Below are 21,768 nucleotides of genomic sequence, written 5' to 3' on the forward strand. Positions count from 1 at the left end.
GAAGGCGCCAGATCAGGCGACCGAGATTTCCCCCTCACCCGCCAACTTGCGATTCAACTGAAACCGCCACCGCACATACAGCAACGCCGAACAAAACACCGCCAGGCTCGCGCCCATCTCCAGCAAACCGAACAGCTGCCGATTGGGGTCATACGCGGCCAATGCACCTTTGATGAAATATAGGTTCACCACAAAACACATCCACGAATGCCCGCGTGCGCTGCCGACAATCATCCCCGGCGCCAGCAACAGCAGCGGCACCAGTTCGATCAGCAGAATCACCCACGGCCGCGCGCCATGCAGGTCGGCGACCAGCAGATAGTAGGCGCAGAGCAGCCCCACCAGGCCCAAAAAACAGATCAGGCTGATGACGCGCATCGCCCGTACCCGAGGCTCCAGCCATTCGATGGAGGGCAGAATCTTTGGCTTCTTGGCCACCTTAGCTCTCCAGTTTCAGTGCAGTCTTGGCCAGGCGCAGGCCCAACGCGCGGCACAGCGCCACTTCGTGGGAATCGAGTCCACTTTTGCCGTCGGCACCGGCGTGGTGGCTGGCGCCGTACGGTGTACCGCCGCCCTGGGTTTCCAGTAACGCCGATTCGCTGTACGGCAGGCCGGTGATCAGCATGCCGTGGTGCAGCAACGGCAACATCATCGACAGCAGCGTGGTTTCCTGGCCGCCGTGCAGGCTCGCGGTGGAAGTGAACACGCCAGCCGGTTTACCGACGAGGGCGCCGGTCAGCCACAGGTTGCTGGTGCCATCGAGGAAGTACTTGAGCGGTGCCGCCATGTTGCCGAAACGGGTCGGGCTGCCCATGGCCAGGCCCGCGCAATTCTTCAGGTCGTCGAGGCTGGCGTACAGCGCGCCTTCGTCCGGAATGTCCGGGGACACGGCTTCGCATTCGGTCGAGATCGCCGGGACCGTGCGCAACCGGGCTTCCAGGCCGGCCTGCTCGACGCCGCGGGCAATCTGCCGGGCCATCTCATTGGTCGAGCCGCTGCGGCTGTAATACAGAACCAGAATGTACGGGGCACTCACGGCAGCAACTCCAGGATCTGCTCCGGCGGACGGCCGATGATGGCTTTGTCGCCGACTTCGAGAATCGGTCGCTCCATGAGTTTCGGGTGCGCCGCGATGGCCGCGATCAATTGCGCCTCGCTCAAGCTGCTGTCGGCCAGGTTGAGGGTTTTGTACTCATCCTCGCCGGTGCGCAGCAGTTGCCGGGCGCTGAGGCCGAGTTTGCTCAGCAGACTCTTGATTTGCACGGCGTCCAGCGGGGTTTCCAGGTAGCGGACCACGGTCGGGGCCAGGCCACGGGCTTCAAGCAGTTCGAGCGCACCGCGGGATTTCGAGCAGCGCGGGTTGTGATAAAGCGTCAGATCGGTCATGTGCGGGTCGCATCTTGCGTAAGGTGGCGGCTATTCTAACTGTGCGGCGCGTATTCCAGAACCTTGGGAGGCAATGGGTCGCGGCAGTATTCTTTTTTTGACAAGGATAACTACATGACAAGACGACTGGCAGCGGCATTGGCGATCATGGGCGCGTTGATGCTGGGGGGCTGCGGTAACGACTATGGCATCGACCAGAACGGCCACAAAGTCGCCGCCGAGCGTCTGGACAAACAATGGCTGGTGCTCAATTACTGGGCCGAATGGTGCGGCCCTTGCCGTACCGAAATCCCTGAACTGAACACCCTGGCCGAGCAACTCAAGGACAAGAAGATCGGTGTGTTCGGGGTCAACTTCGACAATGTGCAGGGTGAAGAGCTGAAGAGCGCCAGCGAGAAGCTGGGGATCAAGTTCACCGTGCTGGCGCAGGATCCGGCGGAACTGTTCGAATTGCCGCGCAGTGAGGCGCTGCCGGTGACCTACATCATCGACAACAAGGGCAAAGTGCGTGAACAGCTGATGGGCGAGCAGACGGCGGCGGGGGTGATGGCCAAGCTTGAGGCGTTGCAGGCGAAGAACTAAGAGCAAAAGATCGCAGCCTCGCCGAGGCTCGACAGCTCCTACAAGATGTTCGGCAATCCATGTAGGAGCTGTCGAGCCTTGGCGAGGCTGCGATCTTTTCGGGGCTGATGATCAACCCTCTTCAAGCCACCAACGCAGCGGCTTGCCTTCGGCTGGCCAAAAGCGCATCTGGTCGATCGGCGACACGTCCCAGCGTTGCACGTTTTCCAGGGCCTGAAGGAAACGCTTTTCCTGTTCCATCAGCGCCGGTGCGCAGAGTTTGCGGGTGCTGCCGACCTTGCCGAAACTCAGCTTGTCGCCTTCCAGGGTGTACGGCGCGAACCAGTGGTTGCAGCCGCCGTTGCCGTAGGCCCGACCGTCTTCACCGAGGGTGATGGTCAGGTGGCTGTAGTCCATCAACGGACGTTCGCCGATCCACTCCAGAATGTAGCTGCGGTTCTGTTGCAATTGCACCGGGTCGGCGGCGCAGCCCAGCAGGCTGGCGCCAGCCATCGCGGCCAAAGCGAGGCGTTTCATCACACGGGCTCCTGGCATGTCGGGCACAGGTGTTTCTCGCCAACAGTGGTCCAGCCCAACTCGCTGATCCGTGCCGTGGCCGCAGGCTTTTCAGCCTTGTTGCCCAGCTTGGCGTCGACCGCGAACTCGAAGCTCAACTCTTTGGCGCAGCTGTCGCAATTGACTTTCCAGGTGTGGATCGCCAATTCGCCGAACACCGGACCACTGGCCACCGCGACCCATTGGCCGGGCGGGTTGATCAGGTGGCGAACGGTTTCGACAGACAGGCGCATGGACAAGTCTTTGCTGCCTTTAAGGGTCACGATCAACACGTCGTTGTTACGAATCGAGCCGCCGTTGCCGGTGACTTGATAACGCCCCGGCACAAGGGCGCGGCATTCGGTGAGGGTGTGTTGCGGGTTCATCAGGCTATAGCGGAAATCGTGTTCGACCATGGGTCCTCCAAATATGCGCGGCATGCTAGCACGGACATCGGCGCAGTATGGCGCGGGCATGTGACCTTCGATCTGGTTCAAATTACCTGCCGACTCATGGCACACTGCCGCTTTTGCAGTGCTAAGGAACGGACATGGCGTTGATCGAATGTTATGAGTGCAAACAAAGCATCAGTTCTGTGGCGCCTGTTTGCATTCATTGCGGTGCACCTGCGGGGACGGTGCAAGCGGCCGCTTCGAAGCCGACGCGTCAGGAGGCGCCGCTTTCTTTCGGGCGTTTGCCAGCGGATGAGAAAGTCGCCAGGGTCACCCCCGCGGCGTTCGGGCGCAGACGTAAAGCCGAAGTCGCCGCCGAGCTCCCTGCACCGGCAATGGCCCCTGCCGGGTCGCGACCGGTAGAACTCTGGCTGAAGATCATGATTTTTCTGCTACCGCCGTTCTTTGTCTGGTTCTTGCTGCGTCGCGGACATTCCCTCGGCCAGCGCTTGATCGGTTTCGGCTGGCTGGCACTGATGATCCTGTTGTCCAAGGCCTGAGGGCGTCAGCCCTCGACCCGATTAAGCGGCGCACCGGCGGCCCAGGCTGCGATGTTTTGCAGGGTCGTCGTGGCAATCGCACTCAAGGCTTCGCGGGTCAGGAAGGCCTGGTGCGCGGTGATGATCACGTTAGGAAAGGTCAGTAATCGCGCCAGCACATCGTCCTGCAGCGGCAGGTCGGAGCGGTCTTCGAAAAACAGCTGCGCCTCTTCTTCATACACATCCAGCCCCAGATAGCCCAGTTGGCCGTCCTTCAATGCGTCGATCAACGCGGGCGTGTCCACCAGACCGCCACGCCCGGTGTTGATCAACATCGCGCCGGGTTGCAGGTGCGCCAGCGATTCGCGGTTGATCAGGTGTTTGCTCTGCTCGTTGAGCGGGCAGTGCAGGCTGATGATCTGCGACTCGGCCAACAGTTCGGGCAAACTCAGGTAACGTGCGCCGAGGGCTTCGACTTGTGGGTTGGGGTAGGGATCGTAGGCCAGCAACTGGCAGCCAAAGCCGTTCATGATTTTCGCGAAGGTCGCGCCGATCTGCCCGGTGCCGACCACACCGACCGTCTTGCCCACCAGGTCGAAGCCGGTCAGCCCGTGCAGGCTGAAATCCCCTTCGCGGGTGCGGTTGTAGGCGCGGTGCAAGCGCCGGTTGAGCGCCAGGATCAGCGCCACCGCGTGTTCGGCCACCGCATGTGGCGAATAGGCCGGGACCCGCACTATCGCCAGTCCCAAGCGTTTCGCCACCGCCAGGTCGACATGGTTGTAACCCGCCGAGCGCAGGGCGATCAGGCGTGTGCCGCCCGCCGCCAATTGTTCGAGCACCGGGGCGCTGAGGTCGTCATTGATGAAGGCGCACACCACCTCGTGGTGCTCCGCCAGCGCGACCGTGTCGAGGCTCAGTCGGGCCGATTGAAACTGCAGCTCGATGCCGGCGGGTAGCTCGGCCCCGAGGAAACTGTCGCGGTCGTAGGTCTGGCTGCTGAAAAGAATCGTGCGCATGCGGTCCTCCTGAAAAACTTGATCACGCTTTATCTCGATCACGCTTTATGTAGGAGCTGTCGAGTGAAACGAGGCTGCGATCTTTTGACTTTGATTCTTAAATCAAAAGATCGCAGCCTCGTTTTACTCGACAGCTCCTACAGGGGAGTGGGGCGCCTTCGGAAGCGTGTCATGAGCTTAGCGGTTATGGTTTCGGCACCATTGCCCTGCATCAAGCATTAATACGTGCCTGGGCGGCCAGGCGATTGATTGCCCGGTCGAGCTCGTCGAGTGCGCCGTAGGCTTTGGCGTCCTGCTGCTTGAGCAGGGTTTCACTGCGCTGGCAGGCGGCGCGCAGTTGCGGGACGCCGCAATAGCGGGTTGCACCGTGCAGGCGATGGACGCGTTCGATCAAGGCATTCTGGTCGTTGCTTTCGCGCGCCGAGCGAATCGCCTCGCGGTCGGCCTCTAGCGAGGCCAGCAACATCGCCAGCATGTCCGCCGCCAGATCGGCCTTGCCGGCGGCCAGGCGCAAACCTTCTTCATGATCGAGCACTTGCAACTCATGGCCGCCGCCGTGACTGTCGCTGGAACGCTCCGGCCCATGATTGCGCAGCGCCAGGCCGGTCCACTTCAACACCACCTGCGCCAGTTGCCGTTCGCTGATCGGTTTGGTCAGGTAGTCGTCCATGCCGCTTTGCAGCAAGGCGCGTTTTTCGTTGGCCATGGCGTGGGCGGTGAGGGCGACGATCGGCAGAGGCGTGCAATGCCGCTCGCTTTCCCACTGACGGATGGTTTCGGTGCTCTGGCGCCCGTCCATGCCGGGCATCTGCACGTCCATCAACACCAGGTCGAACGTCTCGTTCTGCACCGCTTTGACCGCGGCGTAACCACTTTCCACCGCGAGCACCTTGGCGCCCATGTCTTCAAGCAGGGTTTGCACCAGCAGCAGGTTGGCCGGGTTGTCGTCGACGCACAGGACCTTCGGCGCACGGCTGGACACCGGTTCGCCGGGGTCGCTGCGCTGCTGGCGCGGGTTGACCAGATCGGACAACGCCCGCCGCAACTTGCGCGTGCACGCCGGTTTGGCCTGGAGCTGGCTGTGGGGATTGGGCACCGAGAGGTGGAACAGCGTCTGTTCGGTGGTCGGGCACAGCACCAGCACTTTGCAACCCAGGTGTTCGAGGTCCCAGATGTGCTGGTTGAGGCGCTCCGGTGGCATGTCGTTGCTGGTGATGCCGAGCACGGCAAGGTCGATCGCCTGATCGGTTTGATGGGCGCCGGTCACGCCGTTGGTCAGGCTTTCCAGGGTATTGAACGGCGTGACGTCGAGGCCGCAATCTTCCAGTTGATGCTGCAATGCCTGACGCGCCAGTTCGTGGTTTTCCAGTACCGCCACCCGGCGTCCGAGCAGCGGCGGCCCCGGCAAGTCTTCGGCATCGTCGCGGGTCTTGGGCAGGCTCAGGCTGATCCAGAATTCCGAGCCTTCGCCCGGCGTGCTGTCGACGCCGATCTCGCCACCCATTTGTTCGATCAAGCGCTTGGAAATCACCAGACCGAGGCCGGTGCCACCGGGTTGGCGCGACAGCGAATTGTCGGCCTGGCTGAAGGCCTGGAACAGGGCGCGCACGTCCTGGCTCGACAGCCCGATGCCGGTGTCCTGAATGCTGATGCGCAGTTGCACGCTGTCTTCGTGTTCTTCTTCGAGCATGGCACGGGCGACGATGGTGCCCTCGCGGGTGAACTTGATGGCGTTGCTGACCAGGTTGGTGAGGATCTGCTTGAGTCGCAACGGATCGCCCACCAGTGACAGCGGAGTGTCGCGATACACCAGGCTCACCAGCTCCAGCTGTTTGGCGTGGGCGGCCGGCGCGAGGATGGTCAGGGTGTCCTGCAGCAAATCGCGCAGGTTGAACGGGATATGATCGAGCACCAGTTTGCCGGCCTCGATTTTCGAGAAGTCGAGAATCTCGTTAATGATGCCCAACAGGCTGTCGGCGGACTTTTCGATGGTGCCCAGATAATCGAGCTGGCGCGGGGTCAGTTCGCTTTTTTGCAGCAGATGGGTAAAACCGAGAATGCCGTTGAGCGGGGTGCGGATTTCATGGCTCATGTTGGCCAGGAACTCGGATTTGATCCGGCTCGCCTCCAGGGCTTCCTTGCGGGCCAGGTCCAGTTCGATGTTCTGGATTTCGATGGTCTCCAGGTTCTGGCGTACATCTTCGGTGGCCTGGTCGACGCTGTGCTGCAGTTCTTCCTGAGCATTCTGCAAGGTGCTGGCCATGCGGTTGATGCCGGACGCCAGTTCATCCAGTTCCTGGCTGCCGAGGGGCGGCAAACGGGTTTCCAGATGACCGTCCTTGAGTTGCGCCACCGCCAGCTTTATCTGACTGATCGGCCGATTGATGGTCCGGCCCATGCGCAACGCCAGCAGCGCCGCACCGGCCAGGCCCGCGCCGATCAGCAACAGGCTGGCGAACAGGCTGCGGTAACCGCGTAGCAGCATGCCGTTGTGGGACAGTTCGAGTTCGACCCAGCCCAGCAGGCGGTCGGCTTCATCGGGAATCAGGTCGCCGGCCAGGTTGCGGTGTTTGCCGAACACCGGCAGCAGGTAGCGAGTGGCGTCGTTGCCGCTGCGGCGCAGCATTTGCGAGCTGTCACCGGTTGGGGCCTGATTGAGCATGGTCGGGCCGGCATGGGCCAGCAGGGTGCGGTCGGGGCCGAGGAACGTCACGGCGCGTACGTCCGGTTCTTCGAGGTATTGGGTGGCGACGCGTTCCAGCAGTGGGGTGTTCTTGTGACCCATGGCCGGGGCCACCAGGGGCGCCAGTTGTTCGGCGATCATCTCGCCACGCTGCATGAGTTGGGCTTGCAGGTCGGACTGCTGCATCCAGGTGAAATAGCCGCCCAGGACCAGCGCCATCAGGGTGGTCGGCAACAGGGTCAGCAACAGCACGCGGCCTTTAATTCCCAGTTTCTTGAGCACGCATCTCTCCTGCATCCAGCTATTGAATAACCTGCACGTACGTCCCGCACGCACCACTTGCGCAGTGTAGCGATTTGCAGGCGGGCAATCTTCGTAAAATTGATGTCGTCATTCGTCGCTCAGGCCGGCGCTTTTGCAGCGTCGACAAAGCTTGGGTTGCCCCAGGCGAAGCAATCTTGAATAATCGCCAACTGAGAATTATTTGCAGATAGTCATGACTCCCATCGCTGTAGGCCATCCCCGCATCCTGTCCATCGAAGACGACCTCGTACTGGGTGCGTATGTACACGAGCATCTGGGCCGCAGCGGCTTTCAGGTGACCTGGTGCCAGAACGGTCAGGAAGGCCTGGCCATTGCCCGCGAGCAAGCGTTCGATGTGGTGCTGATGGATATTCTGCTGCCGGGCCTGGACGGCTTGAGCGTGTTGACCCAATTGCGCCAGAGCCATTCCACGCCGGTGGTGCTGATGTCGGCGCTCGGGGCCGAGGCGGACCGCATCAGTGGTTTTCGCCTGGGCGCGGATGATTACCTGCCCAAACCCTTCAGCATGGTTGAGTTGGGGGTGCGTATCGAAGCGATCCTGCGGCGCGTGGCGCTCGACCGCCGACCCGCACCTGCACCGGCAGCGATCGCCCCGTCGGCGGACAGCCTGCGTTTCGATGATGAACGCGGTGATGTCTTTTATGCCGAGCACGCTGCTGGCCTGACCCGCAGCGAGTATCGACTCCTGGAAACGCTGAACCGCAACGGCGATGAAGTGCTGAGCAAGGCTTTCCTTTATCAGCATGTGTTGCAGCGGGGTTACGCCGCCCATGACCGCAGCCTGGACATGCACATCAGTCAGATCCGCCGCAAGCTCAAGGCCATCGGTTACACCGAGCGCGAAGTGCGCACGGTCTGGGGCAAGGGTTACGTCTTGAGTGCTGTCGATGAAGTGGTCTGATCTGCCGGGCCGGCATTCGCTGTTCTGGAAGCTGGCCTGTTTGTTGGTAGCGTTCTGCCTGCTGATGATCTGGCTCAGCTGGTCCTGGGGGCGCTACATGGAGGAGCGGAACCAGTTCCTGTCGGATGACGCCCGAAGTACCCTGACGCGCTACGCCGCCGAGGCCGAGCAGGCGTGGCAGCAGCAACAGCATGAAGGCGTCGATGCCTGGCTGCAAAGCATGCGTCAGCGTGAAGCGGGCTGGGTGGGCGTCATTGGCGGTGATTTACAGTCGCTGAGCAGCCAGTCGCTGACCGACCCGGAAATCGAGCACCTGACCTTTCTGCGCGGCCTGGACTGGCCCATCCACCGCAAACGCCTGCCGTGGCTGCGGATACCGTTTCCCAGCGACGCGTCCGCCGGCAGCCTGGTGATCGAGCTGCCCCAGCGATTCATGCCCGGGCGCTACCGGGTGTTCTGGCGCGTGATCACCAACGGGGTGATTCCCGGGATGTTCACATTGCTGCTGTGCGTCGGGCTGTATCGGCTGCTGGTTGTGCCGCTCAATAACCTGCGCGAGCAGGCCAATGCCTGGCGCGCCGATCAGTTGGGCGTTCGCCTGTCGAGCCGCACCACCAACCGTGCCGATGAGTTGGGTGAGCTGGGCCGAGCCTTCGATCACATGTCCGAGCGCCTGCAAAGCACGGTGGCCCTGCAACAACAATTGCTGCGCGATTTGTCCCACGAACTGCGTACACCCCTGAGTCGACTGCGGGTGGCCAGCGAAAGCGAGCAAGATCTGCTGCAGTTGCGCGAACGCATTGGTCGCGAAGTCGATGGCATGCAGCGACTGGTGGAGGACACGTTGCAACTGGCCTGGCTCGACACCGAGCGCGCGCCGTTGCCCGACGAGGCGATCCAGATTCAGGCCCTGTGGGAAATGCTCACGGAAAACGCCTGCTATGAAAGTTGCTGGCCAGTGACGCAGTTGCAATGCGGCGTGGACTCCTCCTGTTGGGTGCGCGGCAACCTCAACACCCTGGCCCAGGCCTTGGAAAATATCCTGCGCAATGCCATTCGTCATTCGCCGAGCGGCGGTGTTGTGCATCTCGGTGGACGGCGCGATGGCGACTACTGGCACCTGTGGCTGGAGGATCAGGGCGGCGGGGTGGCTGACACCGATCTGGAGCGGATTTTTTGTCCGTTCATTCGTCTCGACGGTTCGCGGCCGGGGGATGGTGGGTTTGGCCTGGGGTTGAGCATTGCCCGGAATGCGGTGCAGCGTCAGGGTGGGAGGCTTTGGGCTGAAAACACCAGTGTGGGGTTGCGGTTGAATATGCATTTGTTGGCTGATGACGCTTTCGCGGGCAAGCCCGCTCCCACAGTGGATCTGCTGCGAACACAGAATGTGTGACCGACAAAGATAAAATGTGGGAGCGGGCTTGCCCGTGAAGGGGCCCTAATAGCCATCGCCGCTCTGATTTCTCTGGGGCGAGGAGAAAGTCGCACCACTGGTGAGACAATTGCCTCGTGCTATTCACTCGGTAACAGTGTCAGCAGTGCTGACACACATTCAATCTGCGTTTGAGAGATTCCACGATGCCTGCTTGGTCGAGTTTCCAGACCTGCCCAGCGGCAAAGTCGAAACCGATCTGTTGAGAGGAGAGAGTACTGATTTAGCCGCTTATTCCCATAAGCCATAAGCACCACACTTTGCGTGATATGGCCTGCGAAGGTTTGCCGGTATGATAGGCGCCCCCGCAGTCTGGATTGCGAATACGCCATGACCTTGCAGTACCCAACCATCGCCGATTGCGTCGGCAACACTCCGCTGGTTCGTTTGCAGCGCCTGCCCGGCGCCACCAGCAATACCCTTTTGCTCAAGCTCGAAGGGAATAACCCGGCGGGTTCGGTCAAGGACCGGCCGGCGCTGTCGATGATCACTCGCGCCGAACTGCGCGGGCAGATCCACGTCGGCGATACGCTGATCGAAGCGACCTCGGGTAACACCGGGATTGCGCTGGCCATGGCCGCCGCGATCAAGGGTTACAAGATGATCCTGATCATGCCGGACAACTCCAGCGCCGAGCGCAAGGCCGCGATGACGGCCTATGGCGCCGAGCTGATTCTGGTCACCCAGGAAGAGGGCATGGAAGGCGCCCGCGACCTCGCCCAGCGAATGGAAGCCGAAGGCCGTGGCAAGGTGCTGGACCAGTTCGCCAACGGGGACAACCCGGAGGCGCACTACACCACCACCGGCCCGGAAATCTGGCGCCAGACCGAAGGCACCATTACCCATTTCGTCAGCTCCATGGGCACCACCGGTACCATCATGGGCGTCTCGCGCTACTTGAAAGAACAGAACGAGAACGTGCAGATCATCGGTCTGCAACCGATGGAAGGCTCGGCGATTCCGGGCATTCGTCGCTGGCCGCAAGAGTACCTGCCGAAAATTTATCAGGCCGATCGCGTGGACCGGATTGTCGACATGGCCCAAAGCGAAGCCGAGGACGTGACCCGTCGTCTGGCCCGTGAAGAAGGCATTTTCTGTGGTGTGTCCTCGGGTGGTGCAGTGGCAGCGATGCTACGTCTGTCCCGGGAAGTTGAAAACGCGGTGATCGTCGCGATCATCTGCGACCGTGGCGACCGTTACTTGTCGACCGGCATTTTCGACGCGCCCAACTGATGGCCAAGCAAGAGAGAGGCCTGCGCTTCCAGCCCACGGGCGGCAGCAAGGCCCCGCAAGTCCCGACCGGCAAAAAGCAGCGCCTGACCATCGAGCGCCTGGCCAATGACGGTCGCGGTATCGCGTTTTTCGAAGGCCGTACCTGGTTCGTCATCGGTGCCCTGGCCGGTGAAGACATCGAGGCGCGCGTGCTCGGAGCCCACGGCAAAGTGGTCGAGGCGCGCACCGAACGAGTGTTTAAGGCCAGCGAACTGCGCCGACCGGCACCGTGCCCGCATGCCGGTCGCTGTGGCGGCTGCAGCGTGCAACATCTGCCGCACACCGAACAACTTGCCCTGAAACAGCGCATGCTCGCGGAGCAATTATCGCGTGTCGCCGGTGTCGAACCCGAAGAGTGGGCAGCGCCGTTGAGCGGTCCGGAATTCGGTTACCGCCGTCGTGCCCGGGTAGCGGTGCGCTGGGACATGAAAGCGAAAAAACTCGACGTCGGTTTTCGCGCGGCGGGCAGTCAGGACATCGTGGCCATCAACGAATGCCCGGTGCTGGTACAGCCCTTGCAACCGATCATGACCCGCTTGCCGGAAATGCTCCGGCGCTTGAGCAAACCTCAGGCGTTGGGGCATGTGGAATTGTTCAGCGGTTCATCGCTGGCCGTGTTGCTGCGGCACATGGCGCCGTTGTCCGACGCCGACATGACAATCCTCAAGGATTTCTGCGCATTCCATGAAGCCCAGTTGTGGCTGCAGGGCGACGGCGAGCCGCAACCGGTCGAAGCCGATCAGTCGTTGCGTTATCGTCTTGAACAGTGGGATTTGAACCTGGCGTACCGGCCGGGAGATTTCATTCAGGTCAACGCCGGGGTCAACGAAGCCATGGTTGCCCAGGCGCTGGACTGGCTGAAGCCGAAAGCCGAGGAACGCGTTCTCGATCTATTCTGTGGGTTGGGCAACTTCGCGTTGCCGCTGGCCAAGGCTGTTCGCGAAGTGGTGGCGGTGGAAGGCGTGCAGGCGATGGTCGAGCGGGCAGCGGAAAACGCAGCTAGCAACAATCTTCATAATGCGAAGTTTTTTCAGGCCGATTTATCCCAGCCTTTGACGGATGCCGAATGGGCCGGCGAAGGCTTTTGTGCGGTACTCTTGGACCCACCGCGTGACGGTGCTTTCGAGGTCGTGCGCAAGCTTAAGTCCCTGGGCGCCAAACGGTTGGTGTATGTCTCGTGCAATCCGGCAACGCTGGCGCGCGATACGGTTGAATTGATCAAGCAGGGCTACCGGTTAAAACGTGCCGGGATTCTCGATATGTTTCCTCAAACGGCGCATGTCGAAGCCATGGCGTTATTTGAAGCGAGCTAGGAAGGCTCGTCTGGTCCGACTGGCCCGCCCATGCAGCCGCGTACCAGCCCGACGTGGGCTCATGGGCAACGAAGGTCAGCGATTTTGACGCATTGAATCTGCGTCGTAGGGAAGGTAAGCAAGATGGTACAGGTGAGAGCACACCAGCCGATCAACACCGACGGCAGTATCAATCTCGAGGCTTGGCTCGATCACGCGGTCAGTGTCGATCTGGCACTGGATCGCGAAGCCTTGAAGGAAGCATGCGAGTTCGCTCGTGTGTCTGAACAACAGGCCAATGCGGCGAAGAATCTATGGTCCGAAGGGACCTCGAGTTTCCGCACGGGCCTTGAGATCGCCGAGATTCTCGCCGACCTCAAACTCGATCAGGATTCGTTGGTCGCGGCGGTCTTGTACCGTGGCGTGCGCGAAGGCCAGATCGAACTGCCGGCGGTCAGCCAGCGCTTCGGTCCGGTGGTCGCCAAACTCATCGACGGCGTGTTGCGCATGGCGGCGATCAGCGCCAGCCTGAGCCCCCGTCAATCCCTGGTGCTGGGCACTCAGGGCCAGGTGGAAAACCTGCGCAAGATGCTCGTGGCCATGGTCGACGACGTGCGCGTCGCGCTGATCAAACTGGCCGAACGCACCTGCGCGATCCGTGCGGTGAAAACCGCCGACGACGAGAAACGCAACCGCGTCGCCCGTGAAGTCTTCGACATCTACGCGCCGCTGGCTCACCGTCTCGGGATCGGTCACATCAAGTGGGAACTGGAGGACTTGTCCTTCCGTTACCTGGAACCCGATCAGTACAAGCAGATCGCCAAGTTGCTCCATGAGCGGCGGCTGGATCGCGAGCGTTTCATCGCCGATGTGATGAGCCAGCTGAAAAATGAGCTGACCGCTACTGGCGTCGATGCCGACATCAGCGGCCGGGCCAAACACATCTATTCGATCTGGCGCAAAATGCAGCGCAAGGGTCTGGAGTTCAGCCAGATCTACGACGTGCGCGCCGTTCGCGTGCTGGTGCCGGAAATGCGCGACTGCTACACCGCGCTCGGTATCGTCCACACCCTGTGGCGGCACATCCCGAAAGAGTTCGACGACTACATCGCCAACCCGAAAGAGAACGGCTACCGCTCGCTGCACACCGCGGTGATCGGCCCCGAGGGCAAGGTGCTGGAAGTGCAGATCCGCACCCACGCCATGCACGAAGAAGCCGAGCTGGGCGTGTGCGCGCACTGGAAGTACAAGGGCACCGACGTCAAATCCGGTTCCAACCACTACGAAGAGAAAATCTCCTGGCTGCGTCAGGTGCTCGAGTGGCACGAGGAGCTGGGCGACATTGGCGGCCTGGCCGAACAATTGCGGGTCGATATCGAACCGGATCGGGTGTACATCTTTACTCCGGACGGTCACGCCATCGACTTACCGAAGGGCGCGACGCCGCTGGACTTCGCCTACCGCGTACACACCGAAATCGGTCACAACTGCCGTGGCGCGAAGATCAACGGGCGCATTGTGCCGCTCAACTACAGCCTGCAAACCGGTGAGCAGGTCGAGATCATCACCAGCAAGCACGGCACGCCGAGCCGCGACTGGCTGAACTCGAACCTGGGTTACGTCACCACGTCGCGAGCGCGGGCGAAGATCGTTCACTGGTTCAAGTTGCAGGCCCGCGATCAAAACGTCGCGGCCGGTAAAACCCTGCTAGAACGCGAACTGACTCGCCTCGGTCTGCCAGCCGTCGATTTCGACAAGTTGGCCGAAAAGGCCAACATGAAGACCGCCGAGGACATGTTCGCCGCACTCGGTGCCGGCGATTTGCGCCTGGCGCAACTGGTGAACCTGGCGCAGCAACTGGTCGAGCCGGAACGCGGCAACGAGCAGCTGGAACTGATCCCGCGCAAGGCCACCGGCTACAAACCGGGCAAGCGCGGCGACATTCAGATCCAGGGCGTCGGCAACCTGATGACCCAGATGGCCGGCTGCTGCCAGCCGTTGCCGGGGGATGCCATCGTCGGTTACATCACCCAGGGCCGTGGCGTGAGCATTCACCGCCAGGACTGCGCCTCGGTGCTGCAACTGGGCGGGCGCGAGCCGGAGCGGATCATTCAGGTCAGCTGGGGGCCGGTGCCGGTGCTCACCTATCCGGTGGACATCATCATCCGCGCCTACGACCGTTCCGGTCTGCTGCGTGACGTGTCCCAGGTGCTACTCAACGAGCGGATCAACGTGCTGGCGGTCAACACCCGCTCGAACAAAGAGGACAACACTGCGTTGATGTCCCTGACCATCGAGATTCCGGGGCTGGATGCACTGGGTCGGTTGCTGGGACGGATTTCCCAGTTGCCGAACATCATCGAAACCCGGCGTAACCGCACACCATGATCCCGACCCCTGTAGGAGCGAGGCTTGCCCGCGAAGGCGATATACCTGACACACCGTCTTCGCGGGCAAGCCTCGCTCCTACAAGGGCAACGATGCAGAACGAGATATTTGATGTACAGCCTTGAAGACTTGCTGCACCTGATGAACCGTCTGCGCGACCCGCAATTCGGTTGCCCGTGGGACATCAAGCAAACCTACGAAACCATCGTCCCGCACACCCTTGAGGAAGCCTACGAAGTCGCCGATGCCATCGAGCGTGGCGACTTTGATCACTTGCAGGGCGAGTTGGGCGATTTGCTGTTCCAGGTGGTTTATTACAGCCAGCTGGCGCGGGAAGAAGGGCGCTTCGAATTCGATGGCGTCGTCGACAGCATCACCCGCAAGTTGATTCGCCGTCATCCTCACGTGTTCCCCACCGGCGATCTGTACGCGCCGCTGGATATCCCGCGACTGAGTGAAGAGCAGGTCAAGCAGCGCTGGGAAGAGATCAAGGCCGAAGAGCGCGCCGAGAAATCCTCGGCGCCTGAACAGCTGTCCTTGCTCGACGACGTACCCGCCGCATTGCCGGCATTGTCCCGTTCGGCGAAGTTGCAGAAGCGCGCAGGGCAGGTCGGTTTCGACTGGCCGGACGCGTTGCCGGTGCTGGACAAGGTCCGCGAAGAACTCGATGAAGTGCTCGAAGCCATGGCCGATAATGACTCGGCAGCGATTGCCGATGAAGTCGGTGACCTGCTGTTTTCCGTGGTCAATCTGGCGCGGCATCTGAAGGTCGACCCGGAAACGGCATTGCGTGGCGCCAACAGCAAGTTCGAAAGACGCTTCCGTTTTATCGAACAGGCATTGCGCGACACCCACCGTCCCATAGAAGATTGCACCCTCGAAGAGTTGGACGCCCTGTGGGGCGAAGCCAAACGTCAGGAAAAGAATTTGCCCAGCTGCGGTTGAGCAGTTGCCTAAGTGAGAAATAAGCACCATGAGCATTTCCCTTCGCGACCAGTTGCTCAAAGCAGGGCTGGTCAACCAAAAGCAGGCCAAACAGGTCGGCAAAGAGAAACAGAAACAGCAACGCTTGGCCCACAAAGGCCAGATCGAACTCGATGACTCCCAGCAGCGTGCCGCTCAGGAAGCCATGGCCGAGAAGGTCAAGCGCGACCAGGAGCTGAACCGTCAGCAACAGGAGAAGGCCGAGGCGAAGGCGCGTGCGGCACAGGTCAAGCAATTGATCGAAGTCTCGCGCCTGCCGAAGCTGACCACCGAGGATTACTACAACTTCGTCGACGACAAGAAGGTCAAGCGCATCTCGGTCAACACGCTGATGCGCAACAAGCTCAGCAGCGGTTCGCTGGCGATCGTGCACCACGCCGGCGGCTACGAAGTCATCCCCCGTGAGGCCGCCCTGAAGATCCAGGAGCGCGATCCGCAGCGCATCGTGCAGCTGAATGTGAAGACTGAAGAAGTCGCGACTGAAGACGATCCGTACGCGGCCTATCAGATCCCTGACGATCTGATGTGGTAAGCGTTTAGCGCTCGCTACAACGACAAACCCCGCTCATGGCGGGGTTTGTCGTTTTCAATGCTGTCATTGCTCAGGCGGATTGCAGCTCTCGTTGCTGTTCCAGTTTTTCCAGTTCAGCCTTGTAGCTGTGGGCGTCGGTCTCGGAGTGAAACATCCCTACCAACATGCCTTGTTGGTGCACGTCCCAGATCCGGATACCGGCGGCTACGCCTTCGTGGGACTTATGTGAATCGTCGCGTTCAGTTACTTTTACAGTCATCTGCTAGCTCCAATCTCTGTTATCTGCAGCAAGGCGTGTGCAGGCCTCTGTTATATGTTTTGTTAGCTTGCTATGTAAACGACTGAGTTTGGAAACGGACTTTTGCAAAATCAGAAAAAGTCCTGCAGCCCGCCAAACACGCGGCATTTGGTCGCAGGCCCCTGAGTTTCATGACAAAAGCTTCATGTTCACGAGGTGGAAAAGCGCGGCGGGCGTACCACTTGTAGGAGCCAGGCTTGCCGGCGAAGACGTCCTTGAGTGCGCCTTCGCCGGCAAGCCTGGCTCCTACAAAAGCAAAAGCAAAAGCAAAAGCAAAAGCAAAAGCAAAAGCAAAAGCAAAAGCAAAAGCCAAACCAGAGGCACAAAAAAACGCCCCGAACCAGTCGGGGCGTTTTTGTGTGCAGCGTAGCGGGGCGGGTATTACTTACCGGCCCAGCGCTTCAGTACCAGCGTGGCGTTAGTGCCACCGAAACCGAAGCTGTTGCTCATCACGGTGTTGATGGTGGCGTCTTCGCGAGTCTTGGTCAGGATTGGCATGTCAGCCACTTCCGGGTCCAGTTCGTCGATGTTGGCGGAACCCGCCATGAAGTTGCCTTCCATCATCAGCATGCAGTAGATCGCTTCGTGAACGCCGGCGGCGCCCAGGGAGTGACCCGACAGGCTCTTGGTGGAGCTGATGGCCGGCGCCTTGTCGCCGAACACTTCACGCACACCTTTCATTTCCATGACGTCGCCGACCGGAGTCGAGGTGCCGTGGGTGTTCAGGTAGTCGATCGGGGCATCAACGGTGGACATGGCCATCTGCATGCAGCGGATGGCGCCTTCGCCGCTTGGCGCGACCATGTCGTAGCCGTCGGAGGTCGCGCCGTAGCCGACGATTTCGGCGTAGATCTTCGCGCCGCGAGCCAGAGCGTGTTCCAGCTCTTCGACCACGACCATGCCGCCACCGCCAGCAATGACGAAACCGTCACGCTTGGCGTCGTAGGCACGGGAAGCTTTTTCCGGGGTTTCGTTGTACTGGCTGGACAGTGCGCCCATGGCGTCGAACAGGAACGATTGGCTCCAATGCTCTTCTTCACCGCCGCCGGCGAACACGATGTCCTGCTTGCCCATCTGGATCTGTTCCATGGCGGTACCGATGCAGTGAGCACTGGTGGCGCAGGCAGAAGCGATGGAGTAGTTCAGGCCCTTGATCTTGAACGGGGTGGCCAGGCAAGCGGAAACAGTGCTGCTCATGGTCCGCGTGACGCGGTATGGGCCGACGCGTTTCACGCCTTTCTCGCGCAGGATGTCCAGCGCTTCCATCTGGTTCAGCGTGGAGGCGCCACCGGAACCGGCGATCAGGCCGGTACGCGGGTTGGAGACTTGCTCATCGGTCAGACCGGAGTCAGCGATGGCGTCTTTCATGGCCAGGTAGGCGTAAGCCGCCGCGTGGCCGACGAAGCGAAAGATCTTGCGATCGATCAGCTCTTCGAGTGGCAGGTCAATGGAGCCGGAAACCTGGCTACGCAGACCCATTTCAGCATATTCCGGGTTGAACCGGATGCCAGGGCGGCTTGCACGCAGGTTAGCGGAGACGGTCTCTTTGTCATTGCCCAGGCACGATACGATGCCCAGACCAGTGATAACGACGCGGCGCATGCGGATAACCCTTAGAAGTTTTCAGTGGAGGTGAACACGCCGACCCGAAGGCCTTCGGCGGTGTAGATTTCGCGGCCGTCGACACTGACCGAACCATCGGCGATAGCGAGGTTCAGCTTGCCTTTCAGGACGCGCTTGATCTGAATGTTATACGTAACTTTCTTGGCGGTCGGCAGGACCTGACCAAAGAACTTCACTTCGCCCGAACCCAGGGCGCGACCGCGGCCCGGCAGACCTTGCCAGCCGAGGAAGAAGCCGACCAGTTGCCACATGGCATCGAGGCCCAGGCAGCCCGGCATCACCGGATCACCTTCGAAGTGGCAGGCGAAGAACCACAGGTCCGGAGTGATATCCAGCTCGGCGACCAATTCACCTTTGCCGTACTTGCCACCCTCTTCACTGATGTGGGTGATGCGATCAACCATCAGCATGTTGGGGGCGGGCAGTTGCGCGTTACCTGGGCCGAACAGCTCACCGCGACTGCAGCGCAGCAGGTCTTCCCGAGTAAAGGCGTTTTGTTTGGTCATGCGAGCTCCTCAATAGTCCCATGCGGCAGGTGGGGCAAATCTTCCCGGCCGATCGAAGCGTTCATGCCTCGAGTCAGCAGCCTACTCATAGACTATTGCGTTGTGGTGAAAGTCACAGCACCAAGGACATGAATGTACACTTGTGCACTGAAATTATTATTCAAGCCCCTTTTCGGGCCTGTTCGGGTGCCTAAGACTGCCGCACTTTCGCCTTTCACGCCAGTCACAGATAGCCGAAAGGCCTGTACTACTGCACCCAGCGCTGCAGAATTTGCTGCAGATCAGTCCGTTTGAAGGGCTTGGCCAGGTAATCGTTCATCCCGGCCGATAAACAGGCTTCGCGGTCGCCCTGCAAGGCATTGGCAGTCAAAGCGATGATCGGCAAGTCCGTGCAGCCGGGCAATTGGCGGATCTGTCGGGTGGCCTCGTAGCCGTCGATGATCGGCAGTCGGCAATCCATCAGAATCGCTTCGAAAATCAGACTCTCGGCACTGCGCACCGCCTGCGCGCCATCGGTGGCGACGCTGACAGTAAAGCCCAGACTGCGCAACATTGCCTCGATGACCGTCTGGTTGACCGGATTATCCTCCACCAGCAGCACGTTGCGTCCCGCACCTTCGTCGTTACCGTTGCCAGCCTGGGCACGCGGCACCAGCACCGGCAGCGTCTGTTTATACAGCGCCAGCGGAATTTCCAGGGTGAACACCGAGCCGTGACCTTCCTCGCTCTGCGCGCGCAAGGTGCCGCCCATGCGTTCAGCCAGCGTGCGGGCGATCGGCAGGCCCAGCCCGGTGCCGCCGTAACGTCTTGAAATAGAACTGTCGGCCTGCTGGAACGCGTTGAACATCGATTCCAGGCTTTCGGCCGAGATCCCGATCCCGCTGTCACGCACGGTGCAGGTGAACCACAACAGTTCGTGGTCCAGCGACTGCCACTGCGGTTCGATGCTGACGCGGCCCTGCTCGGTGAACTTCAGCGCATTGCCGATCAGGTTCACCAGGATCTGCCGGATCCGCGTCGGATCGCCCTGGACTTGCAGCGCGTGCATGTCGTCGGGAATCACCAGTGCCAGGTCAAGCTTGCGTTGCACGGCGCTGTGCTGGAACGACTGGGCGCAACTGCTGATCAAGTCGGCAAGGTTGAACGGAATGTGCTCCAGCTCCAGTTCCGAGCGTTCGATGCGTGAGAAATCGAGAATGTCGTTGATCACTTTGAGCAGGTGTTCGGTGGACTCCGAGGCGAGCGCCGCATACTCAACCTGCTCCTCCGTCATCTCGGTGGTTTCCAGCAGTTGCAGCATGCCCAGCACGCCATTCATCGGCGTGCGTAGTTCGTGGCTCATCATCGCGAGGAAATCGGATTTGGCGTTATTGGCCTTTTCCGCTTCTTCGCGCATCTGGATCAGCTGCGCCATCGCCTGATGCTGTTCGCGGCTGGCCTGTTCGAGGCCGCTGGCGAGGTTGTTGATGTGTTGCGACAGCGCGCCGAGTTCGGCGTCGTCGACAATCGGCAGCGGCGTTTTGTAGTCGCCGTCCTGAATTGCCTTGACCGCGTTGCCGATGTCGCGGATCGGTTGCGACAGGCTCCCTGCCAAACGCCGGGCCACCAGAAAAGTGAACAGCAGGGCGAACAACGCGAGGATCCCGGCCTTCAACAGGATTTCCTGCTGGCGCTGGCTGAACGCATCATTCGACAGCCCGACGATCACCCGCCCCAGATAATCCTCGGCGGGGGCCGCGCTGGCGACTTTACTGCCCTGGAAAAAATCATTGTGCAGCGGGATTCGCTGCAAGCGCACGGGCGCCTGGAACACTTCGACCTGGTGCGAGCGGGTGTGGGTTTCCGACGGTTGCTCGACGTACACCAGAATCCGGTTGGCGCTGTCCTGCACTTCCAGAAACCGTACATTGGGCGTGGCCAGGGTGGCCTTGAGCAAACTTTCGAGCACCTCGTTGTTGCCCGAGATCACCCCGTATTCCGTGGCCGGGGCCAGTTGGTTGGCGATCAGTTGGCCGGTGTGGTTGAGCTCCTGGCGCAAGTCCTGGATTCGCACGAACGTGAAGAAGCTGATCAACAGCAGCGTCAGCAACAGGGCAGGGCCGAGGCTGATGATCTGCGTGCGGGTGTTGATGTCCCAACGACGACGGAAGGTCATGGGTGGCGTTCTCCTGCGGCCAACTGTGTTGCGACAAACGCATCAGGCATCTGTTCTATCCCTAATGAACGCGCCACTTGCGGGTTACTCAAGACTTTGAAATGTTGCGGGTAGTGCGCACGTGGCCATGTCGCTGGAGGCCGGTCGAGCAGTTCGTTGAGAATCTCCAGCCAATCACTCTGATCGCTGTAGGTGCTGGCCAGGCTGCCAGCCTTGACGAACCCGGGATTGGGGCCGATCAGCGCCATTTGTCGCGCGTAACTGCTGAGCAGCAGGTTCTTCGCGGTTTTCGGGTTGTACAGGTCGGGATCGTCGAGGCCCAGCAGCACGTCGCTGTTTTTCAGCAGCGTTTGCAATGGCCGGCTGTCATTGGTGTTGTCCCAGCGCTCGGCGATAACCTCAAGTCCCAGGGACAGGGCGGCCTGGGCCAACTCCTTCAAAAGAAATTCGCTGTGATCGTCGTAGAGCACACCCACGCGTTTGGCCTGGGGCAGGAGGATTTGGGTCAGGCGCAATTGCCGGTCCAGCGGCTGATCGCTCCAGAGCAGGGTCAACCGTGAGGGCCGTGCAGTGCCCAGGCGCTGGCGGGCTTGCAGGCGGCTGATGCGCAGCACCAGCGTCGCCGGGCCTTGGGGGTCTTGCAGGCGCCAGTCGAGGCTTGGCAAGTCGAGGAGAATCAAGCGGGTGCTGTCAGGCAGTTGGTTCGGCGCGGGTAAATTGGCCAGTGGCTGAAAGCGTACGCTGTCGTCGAGGCGCATTTCGCGCAGGGCTTGGGCAAAAGATTGCACGGCCGGGCTGTCTTCGGCACCGACCAGCAAAATGTCCGCGGCCCGTGCCGGCAGGCTGGACAGCAAACCGGCAAACAGCAGGCACAACCCGGCCAGCAGGCGGCCAAGGATTGGCGTCTTGCGTGACGGGCGCTGAGGCAT

22 protein-coding genes are annotated in these 21,768 nt (G+C 60.9%); 9 read left to right on the top strand and 13 right to left on the bottom strand.

What is annotated here, in order from left to right:
- Positions 1-12: 12 nt before the first annotated feature.
- Genes ACIPL2_RS31895 through arsC form a run of 3 tightly spaced genes read right to left on the bottom strand, consistent with a single transcriptional unit; the run spans position 13 to position 1,386 of the window.
- A complete protein-coding gene (locus tag ACIPL2_RS31895) occupies positions 13-438 on the bottom strand; it encodes a DUF2069 domain-containing protein (protein ID WP_401363866.1) in 426 nt (141 codons plus the stop codon).
- 1 nt (position 439) lies between these two features.
- Positions 440-1,036 carry an NAD(P)H:quinone oxidoreductase gene (gene wrbA / locus ACIPL2_RS31900; RefSeq protein WP_401363869.1) on the bottom strand — a complete coding sequence of 199 codons (597 nt, stop codon included), beginning with the start codon at positions 1,034-1,036 and terminating at the stop codon, positions 440-442.
- Entirely contained in the window at positions 1,033-1,386 is a 354-nt protein-coding gene (gene arsC, locus ACIPL2_RS31905) for an arsenate reductase (glutaredoxin) (RefSeq protein ID WP_401363872.1), read from the bottom strand. The genes wrbA and arsC overlap by 4 nt, the downstream gene beginning before the upstream one ends.
- Positions 1,387-1,500: 114 nt before the next feature.
- On the opposite strand from arsC, the gene ACIPL2_RS31910 reads away from it, so the two are divergent.
- Positions 1,501-1,968 carry a TlpA disulfide reductase family protein gene (locus ACIPL2_RS31910; RefSeq protein WP_059406930.1) on the top strand — a complete coding sequence of 156 codons (468 nt, stop codon included), beginning with the start codon at positions 1,501-1,503 and terminating at the stop codon, positions 1,966-1,968.
- Positions 1,969-2,079: 111 nt separating this feature from the next.
- Here the strand turns inward: ACIPL2_RS31910 and ACIPL2_RS31915 are convergent, their stop codons facing one another.
- Both ACIPL2_RS31915 and ACIPL2_RS31920 read right to left on the bottom strand, forming a co-directional pair.
- Complete coding sequence (locus ACIPL2_RS31915; RefSeq protein ID WP_401363875.1) at positions 2,080-2,484, bottom strand: META domain-containing protein; 405 nt, start codon at positions 2,482-2,484, stop codon at positions 2,080-2,082.
- Positions 2,484-2,918 (bottom strand): hypothetical protein, encoded by a 435-nt coding sequence (locus ACIPL2_RS31920; protein ID WP_401363878.1) that lies wholly within the window; start codon positions 2,916-2,918, stop codon positions 2,484-2,486. The genes ACIPL2_RS31915 and ACIPL2_RS31920 overlap by 1 nt, the downstream gene beginning before the upstream one ends.
- Before the next feature lie 134 nt (positions 2,919-3,052).
- Between ACIPL2_RS31920 and ACIPL2_RS31925 the strand changes: the two genes are divergently transcribed.
- Positions 3,053-3,454: a hypothetical protein gene (locus ACIPL2_RS31925; protein WP_401363881.1), complete on the top strand. Its 402-nt coding sequence runs from the start codon at positions 3,053-3,055 to the stop codon at positions 3,452-3,454.
- Between the two features lie 5 nt (positions 3,455-3,459).
- Here ACIPL2_RS31925 and ACIPL2_RS31930 read toward each other — a convergent pair whose 3' ends face one another.
- Complete coding sequence (locus tag ACIPL2_RS31930; RefSeq protein ID WP_401363884.1) at positions 3,460-4,449, bottom strand: 2-hydroxyacid dehydrogenase; 990 nt, start codon at positions 4,447-4,449, stop codon at positions 3,460-3,462.
- 211 nt (positions 4,450-4,660) lie between these two features.
- Positions 4,661-7,414 carry a response regulator gene (locus ACIPL2_RS31935; protein ID WP_401363886.1) on the bottom strand — a complete coding sequence of 918 codons (2,754 nt, stop codon included), beginning with the start codon at positions 7,412-7,414 and terminating at the stop codon, positions 4,661-4,663.
- Between the two features lie 214 nt (positions 7,415-7,628).
- Between ACIPL2_RS31935 and ACIPL2_RS31940 the strand changes: the two genes are divergently transcribed.
- The 7 genes from ACIPL2_RS31940 to ACIPL2_RS31970 all read left to right on the top strand — a co-directional run bounded on the left by ACIPL2_RS31940 (position 7,629) and on the right by ACIPL2_RS31970 (position 16,257).
- Positions 7,629-8,357 carry a response regulator transcription factor gene (locus tag ACIPL2_RS31940; RefSeq protein ID WP_401363889.1) on the top strand — a complete coding sequence of 243 codons (729 nt, stop codon included), beginning with the start codon at positions 7,629-7,631 and terminating at the stop codon, positions 8,355-8,357.
- The gene (locus ACIPL2_RS31945; protein WP_401363891.1) at positions 8,344-9,750 is read left to right on the top strand and encodes a histidine kinase sensor domain-containing protein; all 1,407 of its coding nucleotides are present in this window, start codon (positions 8,344-8,346) and stop codon (positions 9,748-9,750) included. The genes ACIPL2_RS31940 and ACIPL2_RS31945 overlap by 14 nt, the downstream gene beginning before the upstream one ends.
- Positions 9,751-10,119: 369 nt before the next feature.
- Positions 10,120-11,022, top strand: coding sequence for a cysteine synthase CysM (cysM, locus tag ACIPL2_RS31950; protein WP_401363894.1), 903 nt, complete (start codon positions 10,120-10,122; stop codon positions 11,020-11,022).
- The gene (gene rlmD / locus ACIPL2_RS31955) at positions 11,022-12,374 is read left to right on the top strand and encodes a 23S rRNA (uracil(1939)-C(5))-methyltransferase RlmD (protein ID WP_401363897.1); all 1,353 of its coding nucleotides are present in this window, start codon (positions 11,022-11,024) and stop codon (positions 12,372-12,374) included. Before cysM ends, rlmD begins: the two co-directional genes overlap by 1 nt.
- Before the next feature lie 123 nt (positions 12,375-12,497).
- Positions 12,498-14,741 carry a GTP diphosphokinase gene (gene relA, locus ACIPL2_RS31960; protein WP_401363899.1) on the top strand — a complete coding sequence of 748 codons (2,244 nt, stop codon included), beginning with the start codon at positions 12,498-12,500 and terminating at the stop codon, positions 14,739-14,741.
- A 111-nt stretch (positions 14,742-14,852) separates the two neighbouring features.
- Entirely contained in the window at positions 14,853-15,686 is an 834-nt protein-coding gene (mazG, locus tag ACIPL2_RS31965) for a nucleoside triphosphate pyrophosphohydrolase (protein WP_059406920.1), read from the top strand.
- Positions 15,687-15,714: 28 nt separating this feature from the next.
- The gene (locus ACIPL2_RS31970; RefSeq protein WP_282375653.1) at positions 15,715-16,257 is read left to right on the top strand and encodes a DUF2058 domain-containing protein; all 543 of its coding nucleotides are present in this window, start codon (positions 15,715-15,717) and stop codon (positions 16,255-16,257) included.
- 70 nt (positions 16,258-16,327) lie between these two features.
- Here the strand turns inward: ACIPL2_RS31970 and ACIPL2_RS31975 are convergent, their stop codons facing one another.
- The 6 genes from ACIPL2_RS31975 to ACIPL2_RS32000 all read right to left on the bottom strand — a co-directional run bounded on the left by ACIPL2_RS31975 (position 16,328) and on the right by ACIPL2_RS32000 (position 21,768).
- Positions 16,328-16,516, bottom strand: coding sequence for a hypothetical protein (locus ACIPL2_RS31975; protein ID WP_059406918.1), 189 nt, complete (start codon positions 16,514-16,516; stop codon positions 16,328-16,330).
- A 70-nt stretch (positions 16,517-16,586) separates the two neighbouring features.
- Entirely contained in the window at positions 16,587-16,868 is a 282-nt protein-coding gene (locus ACIPL2_RS31980) for a hypothetical protein (RefSeq protein WP_401363904.1), read from the bottom strand.
- 68 nt (positions 16,869-16,936) lie between these two features.
- Positions 16,937-18,157: a beta-ketoacyl-ACP synthase I gene (gene fabB / locus ACIPL2_RS31985; RefSeq protein WP_033056872.1), complete on the bottom strand. Its 1,221-nt coding sequence runs from the start codon at positions 18,155-18,157 to the stop codon at positions 16,937-16,939.
- Positions 18,158-18,168: 11 nt separating this feature from the next.
- On the bottom strand, positions 18,169-18,684 hold the full coding sequence (gene fabA, locus ACIPL2_RS31990) for a 3-hydroxyacyl-[acyl-carrier-protein] dehydratase FabA (protein WP_042560484.1): 516 nt from the start codon (positions 18,682-18,684) through the stop codon (positions 18,169-18,171).
- A 247-nt stretch (positions 18,685-18,931) separates the two neighbouring features.
- The gene (locus ACIPL2_RS31995; protein ID WP_401363908.1) at positions 18,932-20,839 is read right to left on the bottom strand and encodes an ATP-binding protein; all 1,908 of its coding nucleotides are present in this window, start codon (positions 20,837-20,839) and stop codon (positions 18,932-18,934) included.
- Positions 20,836-21,768, bottom strand: coding sequence for an ABC transporter substrate-binding protein (locus ACIPL2_RS32000; protein ID WP_401363911.1), 933 nt, complete (start codon positions 21,766-21,768; stop codon positions 20,836-20,838). The genes ACIPL2_RS31995 and ACIPL2_RS32000 overlap by 4 nt, the downstream gene beginning before the upstream one ends.

Source organism: Pseudomonas sp. NPDC086251, from assembly GCF_044746405.1.
Lineage (GTDB): Bacteria > Pseudomonadota > Gammaproteobacteria > Pseudomonadales > Pseudomonadaceae > Aquipseudomonas.